19 protein-coding genes are annotated in these 24,957 nt (G+C 64.2%); 10 read left to right on the top strand and 9 right to left on the bottom strand.

The window, feature by feature from the left end; genetic code table 11:
• Positions 1-24 precede the first annotated feature (24 nt).
• Positions 25-1,506, top strand: a complete 1,482-nt coding sequence (gene glpK / locus ACVC5H_RS21380) for a glycerol kinase GlpK (RefSeq protein WP_489619738.1) — start codon at positions 25-27, stop codon at positions 1,504-1,506.
• 30 nt (positions 1,507-1,536) lie between these two features.
• Here the strand turns inward: glpK and ACVC5H_RS21375 are convergent, their stop codons facing one another.
• Positions 1,537-2,757, bottom strand: a complete 1,221-nt coding sequence (locus tag ACVC5H_RS21375; RefSeq protein WP_489619737.1) for a cyclic di-GMP phosphodiesterase — start codon at positions 2,755-2,757, stop codon at positions 1,537-1,539.
• 704 nt (positions 2,758-3,461) lie between these two features.
• On the opposite strand from ACVC5H_RS21375, the gene ACVC5H_RS21370 reads away from it, so the two are divergent.
• Together ACVC5H_RS21370 and ACVC5H_RS21365 are read left to right on the top strand one after the other, a co-directional pair.
• The gene (locus ACVC5H_RS21370; RefSeq protein WP_489619736.1) at positions 3,462-5,285 is read left to right on the top strand and encodes a methyl-accepting chemotaxis protein; all 1,824 of its coding nucleotides are present in this window, start codon (positions 3,462-3,464) and stop codon (positions 5,283-5,285) included.
• 125 nt (positions 5,286-5,410) lie between these two features.
• The gene (locus tag ACVC5H_RS21365; protein WP_489619735.1) at positions 5,411-6,130 is read left to right on the top strand and encodes a PEP-CTERM sorting domain-containing protein; all 720 of its coding nucleotides are present in this window, start codon (positions 5,411-5,413) and stop codon (positions 6,128-6,130) included.
• Between the two features lie 104 nt (positions 6,131-6,234).
• Here ACVC5H_RS21365 and ACVC5H_RS21360 read toward each other — a convergent pair whose 3' ends face one another.
• Positions 6,235-7,485 carry an MFS transporter gene (locus ACVC5H_RS21360; RefSeq protein ID WP_489619734.1) on the bottom strand — a complete coding sequence of 417 codons (1,251 nt, stop codon included), beginning with the start codon at positions 7,483-7,485 and terminating at the stop codon, positions 6,235-6,237.
• Positions 7,486-7,573: 88 nt separating this feature from the next.
• Between ACVC5H_RS21360 and ACVC5H_RS21355 the strand changes: the two genes are divergently transcribed.
• The gene (locus ACVC5H_RS21355) at positions 7,574-8,395 is read left to right on the top strand and encodes an AraC family transcriptional regulator (RefSeq protein WP_489619733.1); all 822 of its coding nucleotides are present in this window, start codon (positions 7,574-7,576) and stop codon (positions 8,393-8,395) included.
• Positions 8,396-8,554: 159 nt separating this feature from the next.
• Positions 8,555-10,411 (top strand): hypothetical protein, encoded by a 1,857-nt coding sequence (locus ACVC5H_RS21350; protein ID WP_489619732.1) that lies wholly within the window; start codon positions 8,555-8,557, stop codon positions 10,409-10,411.
• Between the two features lie 10 nt (positions 10,412-10,421).
• Here ACVC5H_RS21350 and ACVC5H_RS21345 read toward each other — a convergent pair whose 3' ends face one another.
• The gene (locus ACVC5H_RS21345) at positions 10,422-12,074 is read right to left on the bottom strand and encodes an isovaleryl-CoA dehydrogenase (RefSeq protein ID WP_489619731.1); all 1,653 of its coding nucleotides are present in this window, start codon (positions 12,072-12,074) and stop codon (positions 10,422-10,424) included.
• A gap of 258 nt (positions 12,075-12,332) precedes the next feature.
• On the opposite strand from ACVC5H_RS21345, the gene cysM reads away from it, so the two are divergent.
• Positions 12,333-13,235, top strand: coding sequence for a cysteine synthase CysM (gene cysM, locus ACVC5H_RS21340; RefSeq protein WP_489619730.1), 903 nt, complete (start codon positions 12,333-12,335; stop codon positions 13,233-13,235).
• A gap of 159 nt (positions 13,236-13,394) precedes the next feature.
• Here cysM and ACVC5H_RS21335 read toward each other — a convergent pair whose 3' ends face one another.
• Both ACVC5H_RS21335 and ACVC5H_RS21330 read right to left on the bottom strand, forming a co-directional pair.
• Entirely contained in the window at positions 13,395-13,745 is a 351-nt protein-coding gene (locus tag ACVC5H_RS21335; protein ID WP_489619729.1) for a hypothetical protein, read from the bottom strand.
• Between the two features lie 337 nt (positions 13,746-14,082).
• Complete coding sequence (locus ACVC5H_RS21330) at positions 14,083-14,682, bottom strand: DUF1415 domain-containing protein (protein WP_489619728.1); 600 nt, start codon at positions 14,680-14,682, stop codon at positions 14,083-14,085.
• Between the two features lie 140 nt (positions 14,683-14,822).
• On the opposite strand from ACVC5H_RS21330, the gene ACVC5H_RS21325 reads away from it, so the two are divergent.
• The gene (locus ACVC5H_RS21325; protein ID WP_489619727.1) at positions 14,823-15,365 is read left to right on the top strand and encodes a YaeQ family protein; all 543 of its coding nucleotides are present in this window, start codon (positions 14,823-14,825) and stop codon (positions 15,363-15,365) included.
• A 94-nt stretch (positions 15,366-15,459) separates the two neighbouring features.
• Here ACVC5H_RS21325 and ACVC5H_RS21320 read toward each other — a convergent pair whose 3' ends face one another.
• The 3 genes from ACVC5H_RS21320 to mltB form a co-directional block, all read right to left on the bottom strand.
• Positions 15,460-16,632, bottom strand: a complete 1,173-nt coding sequence (locus ACVC5H_RS21320) for a phosphotransferase enzyme family protein (RefSeq protein ID WP_489619726.1) — start codon at positions 16,630-16,632, stop codon at positions 15,460-15,462.
• Between the two features lie 23 nt (positions 16,633-16,655).
• Entirely contained in the window at positions 16,656-18,824 is a 2,169-nt protein-coding gene (locus ACVC5H_RS21315; RefSeq protein WP_489619725.1) for a TonB-dependent siderophore receptor, read from the bottom strand.
• 74 nt (positions 18,825-18,898) lie between these two features.
• The gene (gene mltB, locus ACVC5H_RS21310) at positions 18,899-20,053 is read right to left on the bottom strand and encodes a lytic murein transglycosylase B (RefSeq protein WP_489619724.1); all 1,155 of its coding nucleotides are present in this window, start codon (positions 20,051-20,053) and stop codon (positions 18,899-18,901) included.
• A gap of 208 nt (positions 20,054-20,261) precedes the next feature.
• On the opposite strand from mltB, the gene ACVC5H_RS21305 reads away from it, so the two are divergent.
• A complete protein-coding gene (locus ACVC5H_RS21305; RefSeq protein WP_489619723.1) occupies positions 20,262-21,203 on the top strand; it encodes a histone deacetylase family protein in 942 nt (313 codons plus the stop codon).
• Positions 21,204-21,262: 59 nt separating this feature from the next.
• On the opposite strand, the gene ACVC5H_RS21300 is transcribed toward ACVC5H_RS21305, so the two are convergent.
• A complete protein-coding gene (locus ACVC5H_RS21300; RefSeq protein ID WP_489619722.1) occupies positions 21,263-22,135 on the bottom strand; it encodes a LysR family transcriptional regulator in 873 nt (290 codons plus the stop codon).
• Between the two features lie 185 nt (positions 22,136-22,320).
• Here ACVC5H_RS21300 and ACVC5H_RS21295 point away from each other — a divergent pair, with 185 nt between their 5' ends.
• Positions 22,321-23,769, top strand: coding sequence for an MFS transporter (locus ACVC5H_RS21295; RefSeq protein WP_489619721.1), 1,449 nt, complete (start codon positions 22,321-22,323; stop codon positions 23,767-23,769).
• Between the two features lie 137 nt (positions 23,770-23,906).
• Positions 23,907-24,869, top strand: a complete 963-nt coding sequence (gene ylqF, locus ACVC5H_RS21290) for a ribosome biogenesis GTPase YlqF (RefSeq protein ID WP_489619720.1) — start codon at positions 23,907-23,909, stop codon at positions 24,867-24,869.
• The last annotated feature ends 88 nt before the right edge of the window (positions 24,870-24,957 follow it).

Genomic DNA, 24,957 nt, shown 5'->3' with positions numbered 1-24,957 from the left:
TCAGTACGTCTGCAAGGAACAGTCATGGCTTATCTGCTCGCCCTCGACCAGGGTACCTCCAGCTCGCGCAGCATCATCTTCGACCAGAGCGGCGCCGTCGTCGCCACCGCCCAGCAGGAATTCCCGCAGATCTTCCCGCAACCGGGCTGGGTCGAGCACGATCCCATGGATCTCTGGCAGAGCCAGTTGCAGACCGCGCAGAAGGTGCTGGCGCAAAGCGGCATCAAGGCTGAAGAGCTGACGGCCCTGGGCATCACCAACCAGCGCGAGACTACCGTGGTCTGGGAGCGCGCCACCGGCAAGCCGGTCTACAACGCCGTGGTCTGGCAGGATCGTCGCGCCGAAGTGGTGTGCGCTTCGCTGCGTGAACGCGGCCTGGGCGAGGCCATCCAGAAGAAGACCGGGCTGGTGCTCGATCCTTATTTTTCCGGCACCAAGCTGCGCTGGATCCTCGATAACGTCGAGGGCCTGCGTGCGCGTGCCGAGCGCGGCGAGCTGCTGTTCGGCACGGTCGATTCCTGGCTGGTCTGGAACCTGACCGGTGGCCGCCTGCATGTGAGCGATCTCTCCAATGCGTCGCGCACCATGCTGTGGAATATCCATACCGGTGCCTGGGATGAAGAGCTGCTGCAATGGCTGGGCATTCCTGCATGCATGTTGCCCGAGGTCCATGCCTCGGCCCACATTTACGGCGAGATCGATGCGCAGCACCTGGGCGCGGCGGTGAAGATCGGCGGCATCGCCGGCGACCAGCAGTCGGCCCTGTTCGGCCAGGCCTGCGTGCGTCCCGGCATGGCCAAGAATACCTATGGCACCGGCTGCTTCATGCTGCTGCATACCGGTGACCAGTGCGCGACCTCACACAACGGCCTCATCAGCACGGCCGCCTGCCAGGTCGATGCGCACAAGCAATATGCGCTGGAGGGCAGCGTCTTCATTGGCGGTGCGGTGGTGCAGTGGCTGCGCGATGGCTTGAAGGCCATCAAGACCTCCACCGACGTCGAAGGCCTGGCCTGCACGGTGGAAGATTCGGGCGGGGTGGTGTTTGTGCCGTCCTTCACGGGGCTGGGCGCGCCTTACTGGAATCCCTCGGCCAAGGGAGCCATCGTCGGCCTCAGCCGGGGCAGCACGGTGGCGCACATCGCGCGTGCGGCACTGGAATCGATTGCCTTCCAGAGCACGGCCTTGCTCAATGCGATGGTGCGCGATGCGGTCTCGCCCATTACCGAATTGCGCGTGGATGGCGGGGCGGCGGCCAACAACCTGTTGCTGCAATTCCAGGCCGACCTGCTGGGCATTCCGGTGATCCGTCCGCAAGTGACCGAGACCACGGCGCTGGGCGCGGCCTACCTGGCCGGTGTGGCCACGGGCGTCTATCGCGATCTGTCAGAACTGTCTTCGCAATGGCGCATGGAGCGCACCTTCGAGCCGCACTTCACGCGCGAGCAGGCGCAGGAACGCATCCACGCGTGGGAAGCGGCGATACGCCAGGTCAGCGCTGGCTGAGCCGGCGCTGACACAGCTTGGCGCCGGAGCTCAGGCGGGGGTGCCGGTACTGAGCAACTGCATGGCATCGAGGTGGCTCAGGCGGGCCCACTCTTCGCCGCCGCGTGCGACGATGGTGTCGGCTTCGGGCGTGGCCATGAGGTCGAGGATCTCGGTGTCGCTCATTTCCATGTCGTCGTTGTAGCGGAACACCTTCAGCACCGGGCGCGTCAGGTCTTGCGCATTCTGGCGGATCACGAAGCCGGTGCGGCCCGATTCCAGCTTGACGATGGAGCCCACCGGATAGATGCCCAGGGTCTTGACGAAGGCCAGGAACATGGCGCGGTCGAAGTGGCCGCTCCAGGAAGCCATGCTGGAAATGGCCTCGGCCGGATCCCAGGCGCGCTTGTAGGGACGGTCCGAAGTCAGTGCGTCATACACGTCGCAAATGGCGGCCATGCGCGCATACAGGCTGATCTGGCCGCTGCGCAGCGCATCCGGATAGCCGTTGCCATCCATCTTTTCGTGATGGTGCAGGCAGACGTCGCGGGCGTAGTCGGGTACGTTGGGGTCCAGGCTCAGGTATTTGTAGCCCAGCTCGGGATGCTTCTTGATCTGGGAAAATTCCTCGTCGGTCAGCTTGCCGGGCTTGTTGAGCAATTCATGCGACAGGAAGGCCTTGCCCACATCGTGCAGGAAGCCGCCCAAGCCGGCTTCGCGGCAGGCGTTCTCGTCCAGGCCCAGGGTGCGCCCCAGGGCCACCATCAGGGCACAAACAGCCACCGAGTGCAGGTAAGTGTATTCATCGGCCATCTTCAGGCGCAGCACGCTGAGCGTGCCATTGGGGCTTTGCAGGACCGCGCCGGCAATCTCTTCCACCACCGTGACGCAGCGCTCCATGTCCAGCGCCTTGCCCAGCCGGGCTTCGCTGAACATGGCCTTGGTGGCTTTCTTGGCGGTCTCGCGCAGGGCCACGGCGTCCATCAGCGTGGTATCGATGTCCGGGCCGGGAGGCAGTTCAGGCAGATCGGGTAATTCCGGGGCGCTGGCCTCGGGCGTTTCATCGCCGCCATCGTCCGCTTCGTCCACGTCCAGGCCGCGTTCCGTATCGATCCAGCAATACGGGATGCCGCTGGCGTAGGCTTGCCTGAGCTCGCTGTCGCTCTTGAGCAGGAACTTGTTCTTCCAGAACGGATGATCCATCCAGGCCGCTTCAAAGCCTGAAAAATACATGCCGAGGACCAGATCCTCCGTTTTAATTTTTTTCAACATTTCTCGTACATCTTTCCGGCGGACCGGGAGGGGCTTGGTGACTTGGCATCCCGGGCCGCGGGCGGTGGAGCGCCGAGGGCGTCGCGAGGCAGGATTGCCGGTTGTTAATCATCTCATATGCATGAGCATATGTGAAAGTTTCTGTTTGTTGCGATTTTACCCACATGCGTGTTTGCCGGTTTTCAGTGGCGGTGCCGGGACGAAAAAAAGCCCGTCCGGGGGATGGACGGGCTGAAGATCCGCTGGATGTCGTCGCAGCGGACAAGGGGAAGAGGAGTCCCGATGTGGCTACTTTAGGCCTCGAAAATTAAGCCAGACTTAAATCCGCAAAAAGCTTGGGGCAGCCCAGGCGGGCGGGAGGGATGGCACTTTCCGGCCGGTAATGTGGCATGCGCGCATCACTTCATCTGGCTTTTGTTGGAAGTGCATGAATTTGTGAAATTCCGGACCGCCCGCTGTTACGCTTGCGAACACTCGGATGGCATCAAGACCACGGGGAAATCCGAGGTGGGGGCCAGCCACGTCAGAACGGGGTGAGGTGCGGGCAATCGCACCGGGCTCCGGATGGCGTACCGGTTCACATTTCTTCCACGCCGGCCGGGCCGGCGTCACAACGACATTTCATCCTGCCCCGGATGCCGGCCAGCTGCGCGCCGGTACCAGGGCCATGCGGCCATCCACGGTTTTCTTCTGTTCACACCACCATGACATCTTCTACTTCCCTGCGTACCCGGCTCATCGTGCTCTGTGCCGGCATCGTCGTGCTGGCCATGCTGGCCATCGTGCTGACCAACTTCCTCACCGCGCGCTCGCGCACCATGAGCGCGCTGGACGGCCAGATGGCCCAGCTGGCGCAAAGCCAGGCCGCGGCCATTGCCGAATGGGCCCAGGCCAAGAAACTGGTGGTGACTTCCCTCAAGCAGGCCGCCGACGCAGCCGAGCCGCTGCCCTTCGCGAAGGCGGCGCAGACTGCCGGGGACTTCGACATGGCCTACGTGGGTTATGCCGACAAGCACGCGGTGTTCTCGCAGCAGCGCAGCCGCGCGCCGGACTACGACCCGACCAAGCGCCCCTGGTACCAGCTGGCTGCTGCCACCAAGGGACCGGTGCTGACCGCCCCCTACACCAGCGCCAGTACCGGCAAGCTACTGGTGACCTTTGCCGAAGCCATCAGCAAGGATGGCCAGGTCAGCGCCGTGGCGGCGGCCGACGTGCTGCTGGACAGCGTAGTGGCCGACGTGGTGGCCATCAAGCCGACCCCCAACAGCCATGCCTTCCTGGTCGACCTGGGAGGCAAGATCATTGCCCACCCGAATGACAAGCTGCGCCTGAAACCCTTGTCCGATCTCGATGCGGCCATCACCCCGCAATCGCTGGCGGCGGCCATGGCGGCCAACGGCCATCAGGAACTGTCCCTGGACGGTCGCCAGCAGATGCTCTATGCCGCCCGCGTGGCCGGCACCGACTGGCTGCTGGTGGTGGCGCTGGACCGCGCCGATGCACTGGCATCGCTGACCGCCATGCTGGCCAGCTCGGGCGTGATGGCCGTGCTGGTGACGGTATTGGCGGCGCTGGTGCTGGGTGCGCTGATTTCGCGCGTGCTGCGCCGGCTGTCGGTGGTGCAGCGGGCACTTGAAGAAATCGCCGATGGCGATGGCGACCTCACCCGCCGTCTCGATACCCACGGCAGCACCGATGAGCTGGGGCGCATCAGCGCCGCGTTCAACCGCTTCGTGGACAAGGTGGAGCACGTCATGCTCGACATCCGCCAGGCCAGCCACACCATCCACGCGGCCACGCGCGACATCGCCAGCGGCAACATGGACCTGTCGCAACGCACCGAATCCCAGGCCAGCTCGCTTGAGCAGACCGCCGCCGCCATGGAGGAGCTGACCTCCAGCGTGCGCCAGAATGCCGATAACGCCCAGCAGGCCAATGAGCTCTCGAAATCGGCCTCCGAGATCGCCGGGCGGGGCGGCGCGATGGTGGAACAGGTGGTGCAGACCATGAGCGCCATCAATGCCTCTTCGCAAAAGATCGTGGACATCATCAGCGTGATCGATGGCATCGCCTTCCAGACCAATATCCTGGCCCTCAATGCAGCGGTGGAAGCGGCGCGTGCCGGCGAGCAGGGGCGCGGCTTCGCGGTGGTGGCCTCCGAGGTACGTTCGCTGGCCCAGCGTTCGGCCACGGCGGCCAAGGAAATCAAGGTCTTGATCGGCGATTCGGTGGAGCAGGTGCGGGCCGGCGAGCAAACCGTCAGCCAGGCCGGCAGCACCATTCGCAGCGTCGTGGAGAGCGTGCGCAAGGTCAGCGACGTGGTGGCCGAGATTACCTCGGCCAGCCGCGAGCAGAGCCAGGGCATCCAGCAGACCAACGACGCCGTGGCACACATGGACCAGGCCACCCAGCAAAACGCGGCGCTGGTGGAAGAGGCCGCCGCCGGTGCGCAGCAATTGCAGGAGCAGGCAGCGCGCCTGGCCGAGGTGGTGGCGCTCTTCCGCTTGCGTGATGCCGGTGGGCAATGAAGATAACAGGCTTTGTGAATGTTGTTGTTTAAATAACATCAGAGTGTAAATTTTCCTCAGTATTTTGTTGTCATTTGATTAAAATCAGATCCGCACTGATATCAATTCGACAACAAAGAGGAAACATGAAAACCCTGATTGCAGCCATCCTTCTGGTAGCCAGTTCAATCGCTGCCGCCGCCCCGAATAACAACAAGGGCGGCGGCAGCTCGGGCAACTCGGGCGGTTCCGGAGGTTCCAGCAGCTCCAGCGTGGGCAGCGCCAGCGCCAGCGACGTGACCCTGGGCGGCCTGAGCGCCAACAAGTTCGTCCTTGCCTCCGGCAACGCCCAGGCCGGGCAGAATGGTGACAGTTCGCTGTTCAGCAGTACCTTCGGCGGCAGCTGGAGCCTGCTGGGCAAGGTCGGCTCCAATGGCGCGCTCACCGGCGCCACCAGCCCGGTGCTGGGCTCCACCATCACGGTCACCTTCGGCCTGGCCAATGGCAGCAAGTCCGGCACCTGGAGCATCACCTCCAGCAAGAGCCTGCAGATGGACCTGGTGCTGGGCATCCACGCCGGCAACGCTACCGGTTCCTTCCTGTTCGACAATCTGACCCTGCTCGCCGGCAAAACACAGACCGGCACCTTTGCCATCAACTGGAACAACAATGGGGGCCAGGTACCGGCGTTCTCCAACCTGACCCTGTTCACCTCCTCCGCCTCCACCGTATCGCTGCGCAGCGTGGCCCCGGTCCCGGAACCCTCGACCTATGCCATGCTGCTGGCCGGCCTGGCCATGGTGGGCTGCCTGGCCTGGCGCCGCCGCAGCAAGCTCGCGGCCCCCACGCCGCTGGGTGCGGCCTGACGGCTGCCTGGCCTTGCCTGCTCAGGCAGGTATATGAAGAAAAACGCGCTGGCTTGCAGGCCAGCGCGTTTTTTCATTCATGCAGTCGACTTCATCAATGAAGTTCAGCGCTCGCGGACATCCGGCAGCAGCACCGTCAGCACCCCCGCCAGCGGCAGGAAGGCACACAGGCCATAGACCCAGGCGATGCCATAGAGATCAGCCAGGTGGCCCAGCAGTGCCGCGCCGATGCCGCCAAAGCCGAACATCAGCCCGAAGAACACGCCGGCGATCATGCCGACCTTGCCCGGCACCAGTTCCTGCGCATAGACCACGATGGCGGCGAAGGCCGACGAGATGACCAGCCCGATCACCACCGACAGCACGGCCGTCCAGAACAGGTTGGCATGCGGCAGCATCAGGGCGAAGGGGGCGGCGCCCAGGATGGAGATCCAGATCACCAGCTTGCGGCCGATGCGGTCGCCAATCGGGCCGCCCACGAAGGTGCCCACCGCCACTGCGCCCAGGAACAGGAACAGGTACAGCTGGGACGAAGCCACCGACATCTGGAAGCGTTCGATCAGGTAGAAGGTGAAGTAGCTGGTGAAGCTGGCCATGTAGAAGTACTTGGAAAACACCAGCAGCGCCAGCACCACCAGCGCGCGGCGCACGGTGGCCGGCGGCAGCGTATGGGCGGCACGCGGCTTGCCGCGGCCCTTGTTGGCCGCCAGGTGGCCGCGATACCAGCGCGACACGCGCGAGAGCACCACGATGGCCAGCACCGACAGCAGCACGAACCAGGCCACGTTGCCCTGGCCATACGGCACCACGATGGCCGCAGCCAGCAGCGGTCCAAAGGCCGAGCCGGCGTTGCCGCCCACCTGGAAGGTCGATTGCGCCAGGCCGAAGCGTCCGCCCGAAGCCATGCGGGCGATGCGCGAGGCTTCCGGGTGGAAGGTGGAGGAGCCCACGCCGATCAGGGCGGCCGCCAGCAGGAAGGCGCCGAAGCTGCCCGCCAGTGCCAGCAGCACGATGCCGATCAGGGTGGCCACGGCACCGGTGGGCAGCAGCCAGGGCTGCGGATGGCGGTCGGTATACATGCCGATCCAGGGTTGCAGCAGCGAGGCAGTGACCTGGAAGGTCAGCGTGATCAGCCCGACCTGGGTGAAGCTCAAGCCATAGCCGCTCTTGAGCATCGGATAGATCGAGGGCAGCAGGGCCTGGATCATGTCGTTGATCAGGTGCGCGCCGCCGCAGGCCAGGATGATGCTCATCACCAGCGGTTGGGCGGCGAGGGCGGCAGTAGCATTGGCAGCGGTGGATGCGCTTGAAGTGCTGGACGGCACGGCGGCATTGGAGTCGGTGGCACTGGTCATGGTGTCTGGTCAAGCAAGCAGAAGGAGGACTCGAAGCGTATCATTGGCACCTATTCATGCTGATGACACTTGTTAGCGATTAAATGCCATGCGTGCCCACCTGACCTCCGTCTGCCCCAGCGCCGAAGTGGATACTTTCCAGCACCTGCCGAGCAGCGTGGTGGCCTTCGCCCGTGAACTGTCCTACCGCGACCTGCTGACGGCGCATTCGCATCGGCGCGGCCAGTTGCTCTATGCGGTGGAGGGCGTGATGCAGGTGCGCACCCCGCAAGGCGTGTGGCTGGTGCCGCCGCAGCGGGCGCTGTGGGTACCGCCCCGGGTGGAGCACGAGATTCTCATGCTCAGCAAGGTCAGCATGCGCACCCTCTACATCGAGCAGGCCCAGGGGCGCGAGATCGGCGAGCAGTGCCGCCTGCTGGAAGTGTCGGTGCTGCTGCGCGAACTGATCCTGGCCATGCTGGCCGAGCCGCGCGATTATGCGCCCCACAGCCGGGCCGGCCATGTGGCCGAACTGATCCTGTCGGAACTGGCGCGTGCGCCTGCCATTCCGGTGGCGATCCCCTGGCCGCGCGACCGCCGCCTGCAGGCGATCTGCGAAGCCATCCTGGCCGATCCGGGGCGGCAGTTTTCGCTGGCCGACTGGGCCGGCATGGGTGGGGCCAGCGTGCGCACCGTGATCCGGCTCTTTCCCAAGGAGACCGGTTTGCAGTTTCGCCACTGGGTGCAGCAGGTGCACCTGAGCGAAGCCCTGGTACGCCTGGCGCGCGGCGACGCCGTGGGTGTGGTGGCGCAGGCGCTGGGTTACCGCAGCCAGAGCGCGTTTTCCAACATGTTCCGCAAGGCCTTGCGCACCACGCCCAATCATTATTTGCCGCGCCAGGACCGGCGCCGCATCACGCTGGCGCAATAGGCAGGCGGCCACACGGGCGGATGCGTCGGGCGCCAATGCCTGCCCGCATGATCCGCCGAGACGCCGCGTCCCGCCTGGATGATGCCGGTTTGCAAGTGTAAAGATTGTCGATCTTTTACCGTAACCAAGTCATGAGAACTCCGCATCAGGAGAGTGAACATGACGATGGAAACCGATCTGGCCATCTCGGCGCGCGACGCGCTCACGCAACTGGCCCAGCAAAACCTGCCGCGCAATGATGCAGCCTCCACGCTGGCGGCTGCGCCGGCTGCGGTGACGGCCGTCCTGCCGGACGAAGGCGTGACCCTCTCCCTGTCTGCGCAGGGCAAGCTCATGGCGGCATTGGCCAGCGCGGTCGATAACGTCACGGCAGCCGCCGTCGATTCCACCGAAGCGGCCCAGGCCGCCAGCGTGCCAGCGGTCGCCCGGACGGTCCTCGATGCAGGCACTCCCATCACGCGCAACACCCTCTTCGCCATCGAAGCCCGGCTGGTGGCCGCACGCCGGGGCGCCGACGCCATCGCAGCCGCCGATGCCGAGCTGCCGCCTACGGATGATCCGCAGCGACTGCGCCAGGCACGCCAGGCCACCGAGTCCTTGTATGGACGCGCAGACAATCCGTTTGCAGACAAGACGCGCGCCGAGCTCTCGGCCATCGTCTATGACGAGAGCGGCGCCTACACCGTCAATGAACGCTATGCAGCCGCCAACCAGCGCACCGAACTGGACCAGAAGTTCTGGGCACCGGTGTTCCAGCGCGCGCTGGAGAGTGGCGACTGGAAGCCGGTCATCACGGCGGCCCTGGTGTTCTATACCAGCTTGTCTGCATTGGAGCAGACCGCGTATCCGGACAACTACGCGCAATTGCTGCAGCAATACCTCGACCTCTATCAGTGGCAGTCACCGTCCTCGCCAAGCACTTTGCCGCCGCAGCAGCAGGCCGACCTGGCGCGCATGCTGGAAACGCTGGTGTTGCCGCTGGGTCCGCTGGCGCTGGCCGGTGGCGTGATCCGCGGACTGATGTTGCCGCGCCTGGAACCGTCGCTGGCCGAACTGATCGCCGATGCACCGCGCCTGGCCGATCTGGTCCAGGTCAACAACAGCGCCCGCGCGGCCCAGGACAGCGCTTATCTGGTGTTGTTGCAACGGGTCTTCGGGGTGGCGCGCCGGGAGGACGAGCCGGTGCCGCTGCGCCGTGCGGCAGCGGCAGCCAGCCCGCGCGACTTCCTCGCCTTCGGCGACCGCCGCCTGCTGGCCGAGGCCTATGCCTACGCGCAACTGCATGAGATGGCATTGGAAGACGTCGATGCGCTGGCCCATGACCTGGCCGCTTATCGCCGCGCACGTGCCGGTGCGGCCAGCATGCGTGCTGCCGGCCAGAGTGATGCGAAGGTGGCGGCGGGCAGCAGGGAGGCAGTGGATGCAGCGCTGTCCCATGCCGCGCGCATGAGCAGCGAAGAGGCCGTCATCGCACGGCGACTGCTGACCAGCCGCACGGCCAGCATGACGCAGTTCGATCATGGTTTCCTGGCCTGGCTGCTGGACCCTGCCGGAGCTGGCTGGCGCGATGGCGAGCTGAGCGGCCACGCCGTCAGTTTCAGCGCGCTGGAAAAATTGTTGGCTGGTCTGGCAGGTGTGAGCGTGGGAGAGACCGTCGGTGAGGCCAGCGAGGTCGAGGCGTCCTATCGCATGACACTGGAACGCATCGCCCTGCAAGAGCCGCCACTGCTGCGCCCGCCATCGCAAGCGGCCGCTGAAGGGACGCAAACGCTGACCCTGGCCGCGCAGATGGCCGCGCTGGCGCGCAGCGATGCGGCCGACAATGCCTTCATGAACAATGCGCTGATGCTGCTGCGCATGTATCGCCTGTCGCTGACCATGAGCCCGGCCGAACAGCGCACGCTGGCCGAGCTGGTCTATGCGGCCATGAAGAAGCGCCGCGTGCGGCCGCGCCGTGGCAAGCTCTTCGTGGCCTGGGCCGAGCGCAGTCCGCTCATGCCGTCCTTGCCGGTTTGAGCGCGGCTACTCAGACATCAGGCCAGGCGCGCTGCAGGATCGCTTGCTGCGCGGCAAGACTGGTGCCGTCCAGGGTGCCGTAGACACGGCCGCCATCGCAGTCGCTGCGGCTGGCGAGGAAGGCATCGGCCGATCCTTGCGGTGCGTGACGCAGCATCAGCATCGCTTGCAATGCCAGTACCAGTTGCTGCACCAGGCGGCGGGCGCAGGCTTCGCGTTCTTCGTCGGGGGCCGCGAGCATCTGCTTGAGCGCACGCATACGCAGCGCCAGTGCGGGATGCGCGGTGGCGGCGTCGTCCAGTTCCATCAGCAACTGCGCAAAGCCTTCGGTCTCTCGGGTCATCGCGCGCAGCACGTCCAGGCACATCACGTTGCCTGATCCTTCCCAGATCGAATTGACCGGTGCTTCCCGGTAAAGACGCGCCATCGGACCGGTTTCCACATAGCCGTTGCCGCCCCAGACTTCCATGCATTCGCCGGTGAATTCGAGCGCACGCTTGCAGATCCAGAACTTGGCGGCGGGCGTGACGATGCGTTTCCAGGCACGCTGCAGCGGATCATCGGGCGCGTCGAAGGCATGTGCCAGGCGCAGCATCAGCATGGTGGCGGCCTCGCTTTCCAGTGCCAGGTCGGCCAGCACGGCGCGCATGATGGGCTGCCCGGCCAGCAGGCGGCCGAAGGCGCTGCGGTGGCGCGCGTGGTGCAGCGCCTGCACCAGCGCCTGGCGCATCAGGGCGGCGCTGCCGATGACGCAATCCAGGCGCGTGTGGTTGGCCATCTCGATGATGGTGGGGATGCCGCGTCCGTCTTCGCCGACCATGATGCCCATGGCTTCTTCGAATTCGACCTCGCTGCTGCTGTTGGAACGGTTGCCGAGCTTGTCCTTGAGGCGCTGGATCAGTACCGGATTGCGTGTGCCATCGGGCAGCCAGCGCGGCACGAAGAAACAGGACAGGCCATTCTCGGTACGCGCCAGCATCAGGTGCGCATCGCACATCGGCGCCGAGAAGAACCACTTGTGACCGGACAGCAGATAAGCCTTGCCGCGCCCCTCATCCAGGGGATCGGCCGGCATGGCGATGGAGGCATTGCTGCGCACGTCCGAGCCGCCCTGTTTCTCGGTCATGCCCATGCCGATCAGGATGGAGCGCTTCTGCGTCATCGGCAGGTCGCGCCCGTCGTGCTCGCGCGAGTAGAGGCGGCTGCGCAGTTGATCGAACAAGGCCGGTTCCTGCTGCAATACCGGAATGGCGGCGAAGGTCATGGTGGTCGGGCAGAGCGAACCGGCCTCCACCTGGGCGTGCAGGAAATATCCTGCGGCCCGTGCCGCGTGTGCGCCATCACCCGGCTGCATCCACGGCAGCGCATGCAAGCCGGCGCGGCGCAGCTGTTCCAGGAGCGTATGCCAGGCCGGGTGGAACTCCACCACGTCGATGCGATGGCCGGTGCGGTCATGCGTGTGCAGCACCGGTGCATGCGTATTGGCCAGCGCGGCCAGTTCGCTCATCTCGGCCTTGCCCAGCAGTTCGCCCTGGCTGGCGAGCGGGCCGTCGTGCCAGTGCGCGCCTTCGCGGTGCACGGCCTCGGTCAGGGCAAGGTCGCTGTGGTAGAGGTTGTAGTCGCACAGGTCGGGGACCTGGTTGGTGATGTCGTGGGTGTGCATGTCGTCTCCATGGTTGCGCAGCCGCTTGCCGATGAGTACGCCCTGTTGGAGTTGTGATGGGGACGTGCCCAATACAGTGAGTGTAGGGCATCGCCGGTGGGCGGACAGGGCAACATCCCTTTAAATGATTTGGCTATATCCTTATAAGCATCTTGTTAGGTCGGCCTGACAACATATGCGCAGCAGTCATATTAGAATGCCCCTTTCGACCAAAGATCGCCCCGTGCCCCGGCACGCCTGCGCAAGGAAGCCAAGCAGATGTCTTATCCGACCATCGAATCCACCATCGGCAACACCCCGCTGATCCAGTTGCCGCGCATCGGCGGCGAAGAAGCCAAGCGCCGCAACAACCTCATCCTCGGCAAGCTGGAGGGCAACAATCCGGCCGGCTCCGTCAAGGACCGTGCGGCCTATTCCATGATTACCCGTGCCGAGGCGCGTGGCCAGATCAAGCCGGGCGATACCCTCATCGAAGCCACCAGCGGCAATACCGGCATCGCCCTGGCAATGGTGGCGGCCATGCGCGGCTACAAGATGGTGCTGCTGATGCCGGAGAACCTTTCCGAAGAGCGTCGCCAGAGCATGGCTGCCTATGGCGCCAGGATCGTGCTCACGCCCAAGAGCGGCGGCATGGAATACGCGCGCGACCTGGCCGAGCAGATGCAGAAGAATGGCGAAGGCCTGATCCTCGACCAGTTCGCCAATCCCGACAATCCGCTGGCCCACTACGAGACCACCGGCCCCGAGATCTGGCGCGATACCAAGGGCAGCATCACGCACTTCGTCAGTGCCATGGGCACCACCGGCACCATCATGGGCGTGTCGCAATATCTGAAGGAGCAGAATGCCCAGGTGCAGATCGTGGGTGCGCAGCCGGAAGAGGGCTCTTCCATTCCCGGCATCCGCAAGTGGCCGGAAGCCTATCTGCCCAAGATCTTCGACCGTTCGCGCGTGGACCAGGTGGAGTCGGTCAGCCAGGCCGATGCCGAGAACATGGCCCGCAAGCTGGCCGTGACCGAAGGCTTGTTCTGCGGCATCTCGGCAGCGGGCGCCTGCGAAGTGGCGGTGCGCCTGTCGCATCAGCTGGAGAATGCGACCATCGTCTTCATCGTCTGCGACCGGGGTGACCGCTATCTGTCCACAGGCGTGTTCCCGGCCTGATGCGCTCAGCGGTGTGCAATGAAAAACGGAGCCAATGGCTCCGTTTTTTTATATGGCCGGGCTGCGCGATGACTTAGTTTTTATCCCCCAAAAACTAAGTAAACCGTCTGATGCCGCCCGCCACGCTGACTGCAGCGCGGGCACCCGGCCGGCTGCGGATTACTCCGGTATGTCGCCAGCCGGTGCCGGTGCGCCGGGAGCTGCACCTGGCTTGGGCTTGAACTGCTTGTCGCTGATGCGGAATTTTTCGCGGCGGTCGCCCATCAGTTCGCGCAGTTCGCGGATCGACAGTTCGCTCACCTCATGCATGCGGATCAGCAGCGATGCGCCCACCGGCAGGCGGCGGTGACGGATCTTGCTGATCACCGGCGGTGCCACTTCCAGCGCACGCGAGAGGGCCGCATCATTCTTCAGATGCAGCTTTTCGATCAGCGCATCGAGCAGATGGTTGGGATCGTAGTTGACTTGATCGGTAATCGAGTTGGATTCAGCAGTATCGTGGGTAGTCATGATCGGGACGTTCCATTATGCAGATGTTTGTGGAAGGCTTTGCGCCTATGCATTAATTGTTTGTAAAACTGCAAAACGCGACTGACGTTATCCGAGAAGGCGTTGCCTTTTTCTGCAAGATATCGAAAGCCCTATCAAAGAACGGCTTCAAAACAATACTTCTTATCAAATCTCTGTTCTCTGACCGTATGCGCTTGAAGCAGCGCAACAATAATTCTATGTCTATATAGAAATAATTGCACATTTTTCATGCAGTCAGAAAATTCTATTTCTCAATAGTTGCAGAAACTCATTTTCAAATTTGTAACAGATATTAACAGGATTTTTTCTTCATTTGCTAGCGTTGTCTTTTTGATACGACAAATGGCAACATATTCCAGCCGCTCAGCCCGAGATTACGCAGGGTAGCCATGTTTTTCTCGAAGATGGCGGCCGCATCGGGGTAGGCGGCGACGGCCCGGTCGATGCTGCTTTCTCGCAACAGATGGAGCATGGGAAAAGGCGAGCGGTTGCTGTAATTCTCGATATCGTCGGCGCCGGCATCGGCAAACTGGTAATCCGGGTGGAAGCTGGCGATCTGCAACACCCCGTCCAGCTCCATTCTTTCCAGCAAGCGGTCAGCCCAGTCCAGGAAATCGTTGTATTCCAGAAAATCGGCCAATGCGAGCGGGATGATGAAGAGGGTAGTGTCCACCTGTTCCGGGTCGGCCTTTGCCAAAAAGCTCAGTTCTTGTTCCAGATCAACTGAAAGATTATCCCAATCCTGATGCCGGCTGACGTGGTAGCGGACCTGATCCTTCACATGGACCGATTTTGCAAAAGGACACAGATTCAGGCCGATCACGGCCTGCTCCAGCCAGGCGCGCGTGAGCGCCACGACCTCGGCGTCAGCGGGAGGGGGCGGGAGGGAAGCGGGGGAAGGTGAAGAAGTGCTCATACCGGCATTGTCGCATGCGCCACAGGCTCCAAGCACATTTGCCCACAGCCGCGCCAGATCGGCTATGCTTGCCAACCTTTGGCGGCGCGGCCGGTATTGCGGTATTGCGCGGCTGCCCTTTCCTTGCACGAACAGATTTCATGGCGCTCAAATCCACCATCTTCAAGGCCGACCTGCAGATTTCCGACATGGATCGGCATTACTACCAGCAGCATGCACTGACCATCGCCCGCCACCCTTCCGAGACCGACGAGCGCATGATGATCCGCGTGCTGGCCTTCGCCCTCAATGCCAGCGAGGCGCTGGCCTTCGGCAAGGGCTTGTCGGACACCGATGAGCCCGACCTGTGGCAGAAGGACCTGACCGGGGCCATCGAACTGTGGATCGAAGTCGGCCAGCCGGACGACCGCGCCATCCTCAAGGCCTGCGGCCGCGCTGAACAGGTGCTGGTCTACAGCTACAGCAGCACTTCCAACATCTGGTGGAACCAGACCGGCAGCCGCGTGGACCGCGCCAAGAACCTCAAGGTCATCAATATCCCCGCCGAGGCCAGCCAGGCCCTGGCCGCGCTGGCCCAGCGCACCATGCAGCTGCAATGCACGATCCAGGACGGGCAGATCTGGCTGGGCGCCAATGAAAACATGGTGTTGATCGAGCCGGAGACGATCAAGGATTTTGCCTGATCCCGTGCATCAGGCTGGTCATTGCCGGGAGTAAAACGCGTGTGGAAAACTTAGTTTTTCACACGCGTTTTCTTAAGGTACGGGAAGGTGAAACTTAGTTTTTCTCCAGCGCCTGCGCGCGCTGCTCCAGATGCCCCAGCAGCCGCTGCCCTTCGCCGGAATGGAACCAGTCGGCATGCCCCAGGAAGTAGGTGTCATAGGCCAGCGAGGCATTCTGCGGCGACTGCGTGACGCCGTGGAAATAGTCCAGTTCCGCCAGCGCGAATTCGGCATGCACCAGCGGTAGCAGTGCAGCCAGCGCGCGCATCTGGCGCGCGTTCAGCGGCTGCTGCGAGGCGTAGCCATCGAGCATCGCATCGAGCAGATCCAGGTGGACCAGATGCACTTCCCGCTGTGCAATGGCCAGCCACTCGACAATGTTGCGCTCGATGGCCGTGGCCAGGTCATGCAGCGCGCAGGTGCGGTCGCACAAGCCGAAATCGAGCACCGTCTGCACGCGCGCTTCGCGCGTGCCATCGGTCCACAGCAGGTTGGAGGCATGCCAGTCATTGTGCGTCCACAGCGGCGTGAATTCATCCAGATAAGGTTTGAGCGCGGCATGCCAGGGCAGCAGGTGCTGCGCCACTTCGCCGCGCCAGGGGCGCCCTTCCAGGTATTCAGCAATGGCCGGGCGCTGCTCGATGTAGTGCTGCAGTGGCCGCACCGGATCTTCCTGTGAGAAGATCGTGAAGCTCGACACCAGCGGCCGTGCCGGGCGCGCCGGGGCATCGTAGCCGGCTGCGGCCTGGTGCAGGCGCGCCAGCATCTGTCCGGCTGAATGGGCATGGGTGCAGCTGGTAAAGGGTGTCCACGACATCGCTTCCCGATACAGATCCACGCCCGGCGCCAGCGGGAAGACTTCATAGGTCCAGTAGTCATCGGCCAGCGCCGTGGCGCCTCCGGCGGTGACCAGGGCGCTGATGACCGGCAGGCCGCGTGCCTGCAGATGCGCCACGAAGCGGTGTTCCTCCGCCAGCGCGGCGACGTCGCGCACGCGTGCGTGATGGCGCTTGATGATGATGGGGCCGCTCTCGGTCTGCATCACGCAGGCCGCCGAGAAGGGGCGCGGGCTGTGCCATTCCAGCCGCAGTGGCTGGCCCACGCCGGGATAGTGGCGCAGCACGCGGGCCACTTCGGCCGAGGTCAGTGCGGGCCAGTCCGAGATGACCGGCTCCACGCCCATGCCGTGGCTGATGACGCGGGTGAGGTGATGGGATGCGGCGTCCATGGAGTCGTCAGCGAATCGGCAGATCAGAAATCATATTGCAGCGACAGGCGCGCCGTACGCGGCGCCCCCAGGTGCACATAGCTGTCGCCCAGGTACTGGCCGGCATCCTTCCAGTAACGCTTGTCGAACACGTTGTCGACGTTGGCGCGCAGGGTGGCGGTGTGACCGTTGAGGCGCAGCTTGTAGCGCAGGCCGGCATTGAACACGTGCACGGCCGGCAGGCTCACGCTGCCATCGCGCGTGGCCGGCTTGCGCCCGCTGTAGAGCCAGCTGCCCATGAGGTTGACGCCTTCCACGCCCGGCAGCGCATAGTCGGCATAGACGCTGCTGCGCAGGCGCGGCACGTTGACCACCTGCTGGCCGTCATAGGCGGCGGTGCCGGTATCGCTGGCGCGCGCGCGGATGGCCGCCACGCTGGCACCGACGGCCAGGCGCGGGGTGAGCTTGCCGTTGGCGCCGAATTCGACCCCGGTATTGGTCTGGCGGCCTTGCTGGACGTAGGTGAAGCCGCTGCTGCTGTCGTCCGGCTTCTGGTATTCGTAGGCCGTGCGAATGCGGAAGACGGCGGCGCTCAGCGACAGATCGGGCGACACCTCATATTTGGCCCCGGCCTCCAGTTGACGTGCGACCGATGGCGGCAGCGTGGTCGGGTAGTTGCTGACCCAGAACGGCGCCGAACTGCCCAGCGTCAGGGTCTCGGCATAGCTGCCATAGAGCGAGACGTCCTGCACCGGCTTGAAGATCAATGCCAGTTGCGGCAGGAAGAGATTGCGCGAGGTGGTGCGCGTGACACTGCCATCGGAAGCAAAGGCCTGCTCGTTGAGCCACACCTGGCGGCCCCCGGCAATGGCTTGCCAGCGCTCCGAGAATTGCAGCCGGTCGCTGAAGAAGAGCGCCTTCTGGCGGCTGTCCAGGTTGCGGTAGGCTGGCGGGATGGTAGCGTCTGCCGCAGCCAATGCCGGCGTGCCCGTGTAGATGTTGCCGCTGCCGACCAGCACGCTGATGCCATCGGACTTGTCCACCACCCGGCGCGACATGGCCACGCCCATGGTGAGCTCGTGCTTGAGCCAACCGGTTGCGAACTTGCCGATCATGACCGCCTGTGCTTCGTCATCGCGGCGCTCGTCATCGGGCACGCGATAGTCGTAGACATCGAAGTCGCCATTGGCGGCAAAGGTGGAAGACGCCCCGCCACCGCTGCCATAGGGGAAGGCCAGATAATCATCGATGACGGCCCGGCTGCGGCCAGCCTGCACGTAACCACGCCAGTCCGCATTGAATTCGGTATCCACGCGCAGGCGATAGTTCAGCGAACTGTCCCGCACCGGCTGGGCCCAGGATTGCGGTGTCAGCATGGTGGTGGGCGACACGCCCGAGGGCAGCGTGGTCCCGCCCAGCAACTGATAGCCGGCCACCGAGTGCTGCGCCTTCTGCTGGTATTCGGCATCGAACTGCACCAGCGTCTTGGACGACACCGCCCAGGTCGCCGACAGCGAGGCGAAGTCGCGCCAGCCATCGCCATTGTTGACGTAGGAATGGATGTCTTCATGCGCGGCATTGATGCGCAGGCCGAACTGTTTTTGCTCGCCAAAGATCGCACCGAGGTCGGTGGCCAGATAGCGCGAGCCGTTCGAATCGGTGCCCAGCGTGACCGAACGCACGTCGGCCGGGCGCTTGGTCACGTAGTTGACGATGCCGCCCGCGCTGCTCACGCCCGCCTGCAGGCCGGCCACGCCCTTGAGGAATTCGACGCGCTCCTTGTTCTCCAGCGCGACGTTCTGTTCGCCCACGACGGTCAGGCCATCGATGCGATAGGCGCTGGCCGGGTCCAGCGCGATGCCGCGAATGGCGAAGTTTTCGTAGTAGCCGACCGGTGCATAGTTCTCGTTGATGGAGGCATCGTTCTTGACCACATCCGAGAGCAGGCGCGATTGCTGGTCACGCATCTGCGCCTCGGTGACGACCGACACCGAAGCCGGGGTGTCCAGCAGCGGGGCGTCATCGAAGCTGGCCACCGAGGCCGAGCGTGCATGGCTGGCATCCTTGCTGCTGCCGCTGGCGGTGACGTTGACGGTGGGCAGGGTCTCGCCCTTGTCATCGGCGCTGTCGGCCGCGCGTGCGGCCGAGAGGCCAAGCGAGGTGCCGGCCAGCGTCAGCATGAGCGTGGAGGCCAGGGGTGCAATGCGTATCATCGTGGTTCTGATCGTGGAAGAGGGCAAGCGGGAGCGTGCCGGACACGCTCCGTCATTCAACAGGGGCTGGTCAGTCAGGGATTGCGCGCCGTGGCGACGGCACGGCCGAGGTCGGCCACCGACATCGCGTAGAAGTAGCTGCGATTGTACTGCGTGATGGCGTAGAAGTTGTTGGTGGCAATCCAGTACTCGGTCGGGCCGGTGCCGTTCTGCAGGTCGACCAGGCCGAAGCGCATGCCGGCCGGCAGGTCCGGGGTGGAGATACCGGCAGCGTGCAGTTCGTCGGCGGTGTACCTGGCTTCCAGGCCCTGGTTGAGCATGGCCTCCCACTGGCGGTTATCGCTGGAGACCTGCACCGGGAAGGCCACCGGCTCGCCGCGCTGCCAGCCATGCACGGCCAGGTAGTGGGCCACGCTGCCGATGGCGTCCACCGGCGAATTGCGCAGGTCGATCTTGCCATCGCCATCGAAGTCCACCGCATATTCGCGGATGCTGCCCGGCATGAACTGCGGCCAGCCGATGGCCCCGGCATAGGAGCCGCGCAGCGACATCGGGTCGATGCCGGCTTCGCGCGCCCACAGCAGGGTGTTTTCCAGTTCGCCACGGAAGAAGGCCATGCGGGCGTCACGATTGGGCGTGTTGGGGTAATCGAAGGCCAGCGTGGTCAGCACGTCCATGACGCGGAAATTGCCGGTATTGCGGCCATACACCGTCTCCACACCGATGATGCCGACGATGATTTCCATGGGCACGCCATATTGCGCCTCGGCGCGGGCCAGCGCTACGCCATAGGTGTTCCAGAAATCGACGCCGGCATTGATGCGCACCGGTTCCACGAAGCGCGCCCGATAGGCCGTCCAGTTCTTGGGCTTGGTGCTGGGTGCCGGCTTGATGAGCTGGATGGCGCTGTCCACGTAGCGGGTCTGGGCGAAGAGCGCATTGAGGTCGCTGCGCTGGAACCGGTTGCGTTCCACCATCTCGTCCATGAAGCGGCCGACGTCCTTCCACTCGTTGAAGTTGACGAACTCGCCCTGGTCGTCGGCCGCCACCTTCTTCTTCGCTTGCGGCTTGGCCTTCTTCTCTGCCTTCTTCTTGTTCACCGCCTTCTTGCGGGTTGTCTTGTCCACAGGCTTGCCCTCTTGCGCGTGCACGCCCGGGGACAGGGCACACAGGCCGGCGAACATCAGGGTCAAGGTCAGGGAGGTCAGGCGGGGCAGGGAGATGGGCATGAGCGGGGTGGGCAGCAAACGAGGCAGGCGATCTGTTCGGCAAGGGGACAACGACAAGCGGGCAAGTATACCCCATCGAGGGTCTTGCCCCGTGCTGGTGCAGGGTGGCCGACGCGGCATTGACCACGATAAGCGACAGCAGATGTACACTAGTCCTACGAGACAACCCGGCTGGCCCCAGGCTTGCCAGATAGCAACAAGAGCAATAATGACCACCGCCATCTATACGCACGCCGATTGCCAGCGCCATGAAATGGGTGACTGGCACCCCGAGGCCCCGGCTCGCCTGGAAGCCATCGAAGACCAGCTGATCCTGAGCCGCATCGATCAATTCCTCGACCGCCGCGAAGCGCCCTTGGCCGATCCGGCCGAACTGGAGCGCGTGCATACCACCACGGCCGTCGATTACGTGCGCGAGCACTGCCATGCGTTGAGCCTGTCGGGCCAGCATTACTACTCCATCGACGGCGATACCCTGCTCAACAAGCACAGCTGGAGAGCCGCCCTGCGCGCGGCCGGCGCGGCCGTGGCGGCGACCGATGCGGTAATGGCGGGTGAACTGGACAACGCCTTCTGCGCGGTACGTCCGCCCGGCCACCACGCCACGCCGGGCCAGGCCATGGGTTTTTGCCTGTTCAACAATGTGGCGGTAGCCGCGCGCCATGCCATCGACGTGCACGGGCTGGAGCGGGTAGCGGTGATCGACTTCGACGTCCATCACGGCAATGGCACTGAAGACATCTTTGCCCATGATCCGCGGGTGCTGATGGTGAGCTTCTTCCAGCATCCCTTCTATCCCTTCTCGGGCGATGCGCCGACCGAGGCGCACATCGTCAACGTGCCGGTGCCGGCGTATGCCGATGGCGGCGCGGTGCGCCAGGTGGTCAACGAGAAATGGCTGCCGGCGCTGCATGCGCACCAGCCGCAGATGATCTTCATCTCGGCCGGCTTCGATGCCCACCGCGAAGACGACATGGGCCAGATGGGTTTGGTGGAGGCGGATTACGCCTGGATGACGCGGCAGATCATGAAGATCGCCGACCAGTATGCCAAGGGCCGCATCGTCAGCTGCCTCGAAGGCGGCTACAACCTCTCGGCGCTGGGGCGCAGCGTGGTGGCCCACCTGAAGGTGCTGGCCGACCTTGAGTAGTTAGTTTTTCCACAGGCGTTTCTTAGATCTGACCCGGTAAAAACTAAGCTTTTAGTCCATCAGCCCTCATGGGCCTCATAGGCCGCAATGATCGCATCGGCCACTGCCCGCACCCGCGCGGTGCGGTTCAGGTCGCTGTGCAGCACCAGCCACATGTCGTAAGGCGCGGTGCGCTGCGGCCAGATGCGTACCAGGCCGCTGGCCTTGTCGCCCACGTGCGTGGGCAACTCTCCTATCCCCAGGCCCGCCAACAGGCTGTCGTACATGACCAGGCCGGTGCTCACTTCCATGGCCACGCTGGCGTGGGCGATCGATTCACCGTAGAGCTGCTCGGATTTGCTGGGCCAGATGCTGCGCGGATAGATCACCACGTCGTGTCCCTTCAGACCCATGCCCGGTTCGGGCAGGCCGCGCTTCTTCACGTAGGCCTTCGACGCATACATGCCCACGTAAAGGCGCTTGAGGTGGCGCGCGATCAGGTCCGGCGCATCCGGTCGCACGGTGCGCACGGCGATGTCGGCCTCGCGCTTGGTCAGGTTGGTGAGCTGCGTGGAGGTCGAGAGCACCACGCGGATGGTGGGATGCTCATGGCGCAGCCGGTGCAATGCCGGCAGCAGGAAGTGGCGCGCAGTAAGGTCGGTGGCGGCCAGCCGGACCACGCCGCACAGGCGTTCATCCATGCCCTGCATCTGCCGCTGCAACTGTTCGGCGCCCTGTTCCATCTGGCTGGCTGCGGTGGCGGCCAGTTCGCCTGCAGGGGTGGGCACGTAGCCGCTGGGCGTGCGCAGGAACAGGCGCGCACCCAGCGAGGTTTCCAGTGCGGCCAGGCGGCGGCCGACGGTGGCCTGGTCGATGTCGAGATGCTCGGCCGCCCCGCGCAAGGTGCCTACGCGGTAGATGGCCAGGAAGACGCGGGCATTGTCCCAATCCATGATGTGCCTTTGCTGCGATCTGAGGGGGAAATGCTGATGCAAATTTGCATCAGTGCGCCGATTTTATACCTCTTTATTGCATCACCGCTGCGGCATAGAATCTGCCCCATTCTCACCTGCCCCGGCCTGCCGGCCGCAGGTTTGCCGTTCTCCCTCGCACCGCGCGTGCAGAAAGTCGCCTTGCCATGTCTTCTACCCAATGCCCTCATGTGCCGGCCACGGCGCTGGCTCCGCCCATTGTTGTTGCGGCCCCTGCGGCCAGCGCTGCCCCGCGCGCCGGCATGCTGCCGCTGGTGGCGCTGGCCATCGGCTTCGTCATGGCCATGCTGGACGTGACGGTGGTCAACGTCGGGCTGTCCAACATTTCTGCCAGCCTCGATGCGCCGCTGGCGACGCTGGTCTGGATCGTCGATGGCTATACGCTGACCTTCGCCGCCATGCTGCTGGTCGGTGGCGCCCTGGCCGATCGCTTCGGGGCGCGCAGGCTGTACCTGGCCGGCCTGTTCCTGTTCGTGCTGGCCTCGCTGCTGTGCGGGGCCGCGCCCAGCGGTCCTTTCCTGATCGCGGCGCGCCTGCTGCAGGGATTGGGCGCGGCCTTTTTCATGCCCAGTTCCCTGAGCCTGCTCACCCATGTCTATGAGGATGACCGCGTGCGGGCCCGCATGCTGGGCGTGTGGTCGGCCACCGTGGGCCTGGCCGCTGCCGCCGGCCCGCTGCTGGGTGGCGTGCTGATCCACTGGCTGGGCTGGCGCAGCGTGTTCCTCATCAACGTGCCGGTCGGCCTGCTGGGTTTGCTGATGGCGCGCAAGCTCATCCCGCAGGTGGCCGGACACGCCCGCGCACTGCACCTGTACAGCCACCTGGCCGGGGTGGTGATGCTGGCGGGACTGTCCTTCGTGCTGATCCAGGGACCGGTGTATGGCTGGACCTCGCCGCGCATCCTGGCCGCGCTGGTGGTGGCGCTGCTGGCCGCCGTGGCACTGGTGCGCCATGAACTGCGCGGCATTTCACCGCTGCTGCCCAAGGCGCTGTTCGCCACGCCGCAGTTTGCGGCGGCCAATGGCATCGGTTTTTTGATCAACTTCGGGGTCTATGGCTACCTGTTCTACCTGGCGCTGTTCCTGCAGCAGGGCCGCGGGGCCGATGCCCTGCAGACCGGATTGCAACTGTTGCCGATGATGGCGGTGATCTTCTTCGGCAACCTGATGTCGGGCCGCATGTCCGCCCACTGGGGGCCGCGCGTGCCGCTGCTGCTGGGGTTGTCGGTGGGCACGGTATTCATCGCCGTGGCAACCACTTTCCGGCCGGAGACCTCGTACTGGCTGCTGGCCCTGGTCTGCGCGACCGCCAACCTGGGCATCAGCACTGCCATTCCGGCCATGACCACGGTGGTCATGCAGGTGGCCGGCAAGGCGCACGCCAATAGTGCGGCCGCCGCTCTGAATGCCAATCGCCAGATCGGTGCGCTGGTGGGCGTGGCCGTGATGGGGGCGATCCTGCATAGCGTGAGCAGCTGGAGCCTGCGCAATCCGCTGGCCTTCGGGGTGATGGCGCTGAGCTATGGCCTGGCGCTGTGGCTGGTGTGGCGTTTCGTGGGTATTGTCAAGGAGCAATGGACGGTACGCGGCATCTGAGCGGTGTTGTTCCCTGTCCAACGGCCTGCCCCGACTTGTGCGCGGCGGGCCGTTTTCTTGGGGATTTGTTAGGGATTGGCGGGGCAGGGCCGTAAAATAGCGCCTTCAACGAAATACGCATCAGAAAGAAGCTCCGCATGTCCATCCAATGGTTCCCCGGTCACATGAACTCTGCCCGCCGCAAGGCGGCCGAGAGCATGGAAAAAGTCGATATGGTCATCGAAGTGGTCGATGCCCGCCTGCCCCAGGCCAGCTGCAATCCCATGATCGAGCAGCTGCGCAATGCGCGCCAGCGTCCCTGCCTGAAGATCTTGAACAAGACCGACATGGCCGACCCGGTGGCCACCCAGGCCTGGATCGACTACTACAACAGCCAGAAGGGCGTGACCGCCGTGGCGCTGTCCTGCAAGAAACCCTCGGACGTGGCGCGCGTGCCCAAGCTGGCCATGCAGGTGGCACCGCATCGCGGCACTGCCTTGAAGCCGCTGCGCATGATGATCATGGGCATCCCCAACGTGGGCAAGTCGACCCTGATGAATGCGCTGCTGAAAAAACGCGTGGCCGCCGTGGGTGATGAACCGGCCGTGACCAAGACCCAGCAGCGTCTTTACCTGGGCAACAACATGGTGCTCACCGACACGCCCGGCATGCTCTGGCCCAAGATCGAGCATCCCAGCGATGGCCTGATGCTGGCCGCCAGCCATGCCGTGGGCAGCAATGCCCTGATCGAAGAAGAAGTGGCCACCTTCCTGGCCGACCTGCTGCTGCAGCGTTATCCGCAACTGCTCAAGGCGCGCTATGGCTTCAATACCGAAGGCATGGATGGGGTGGCGGTGGTGGAGGGCGTGGCGGCCAAGCGCGGTTTCCGCCTCAAGGGTGGTGACTTTGACTTCGAGAAGGCCTCGCATACCTTCCTGCAGGATTACCGCAGCGGTGCGCTGGGCCGCATCTCGCTGGAGACGCCGCAGTCGCGCGCCGAACTGCTGGCGAACTATCGCTCCACCGACAATCCCGATGCGCTGCCGGCCGAGGATGAGGAAGACGAAGAAGAGGACTTCGACTGGCGAGACGCGCCGGATCATCGCGGGCGCAAAGACTAGTGTTACGGTCCCGAAAACTTAGACAATGGCGTTGAAAAACTAAGTTTTCAGGATCTTCCGCTCCATGCGAAAAGGCCAGCTCGATTGA

The organism is Herbaspirillum sp. Her3, assembly GCF_057961275.1.
The sequence above is the reverse complement of the archived record's forward strand: the minus strand, read 5'-3'. Positions and strand labels throughout refer to the sequence as shown.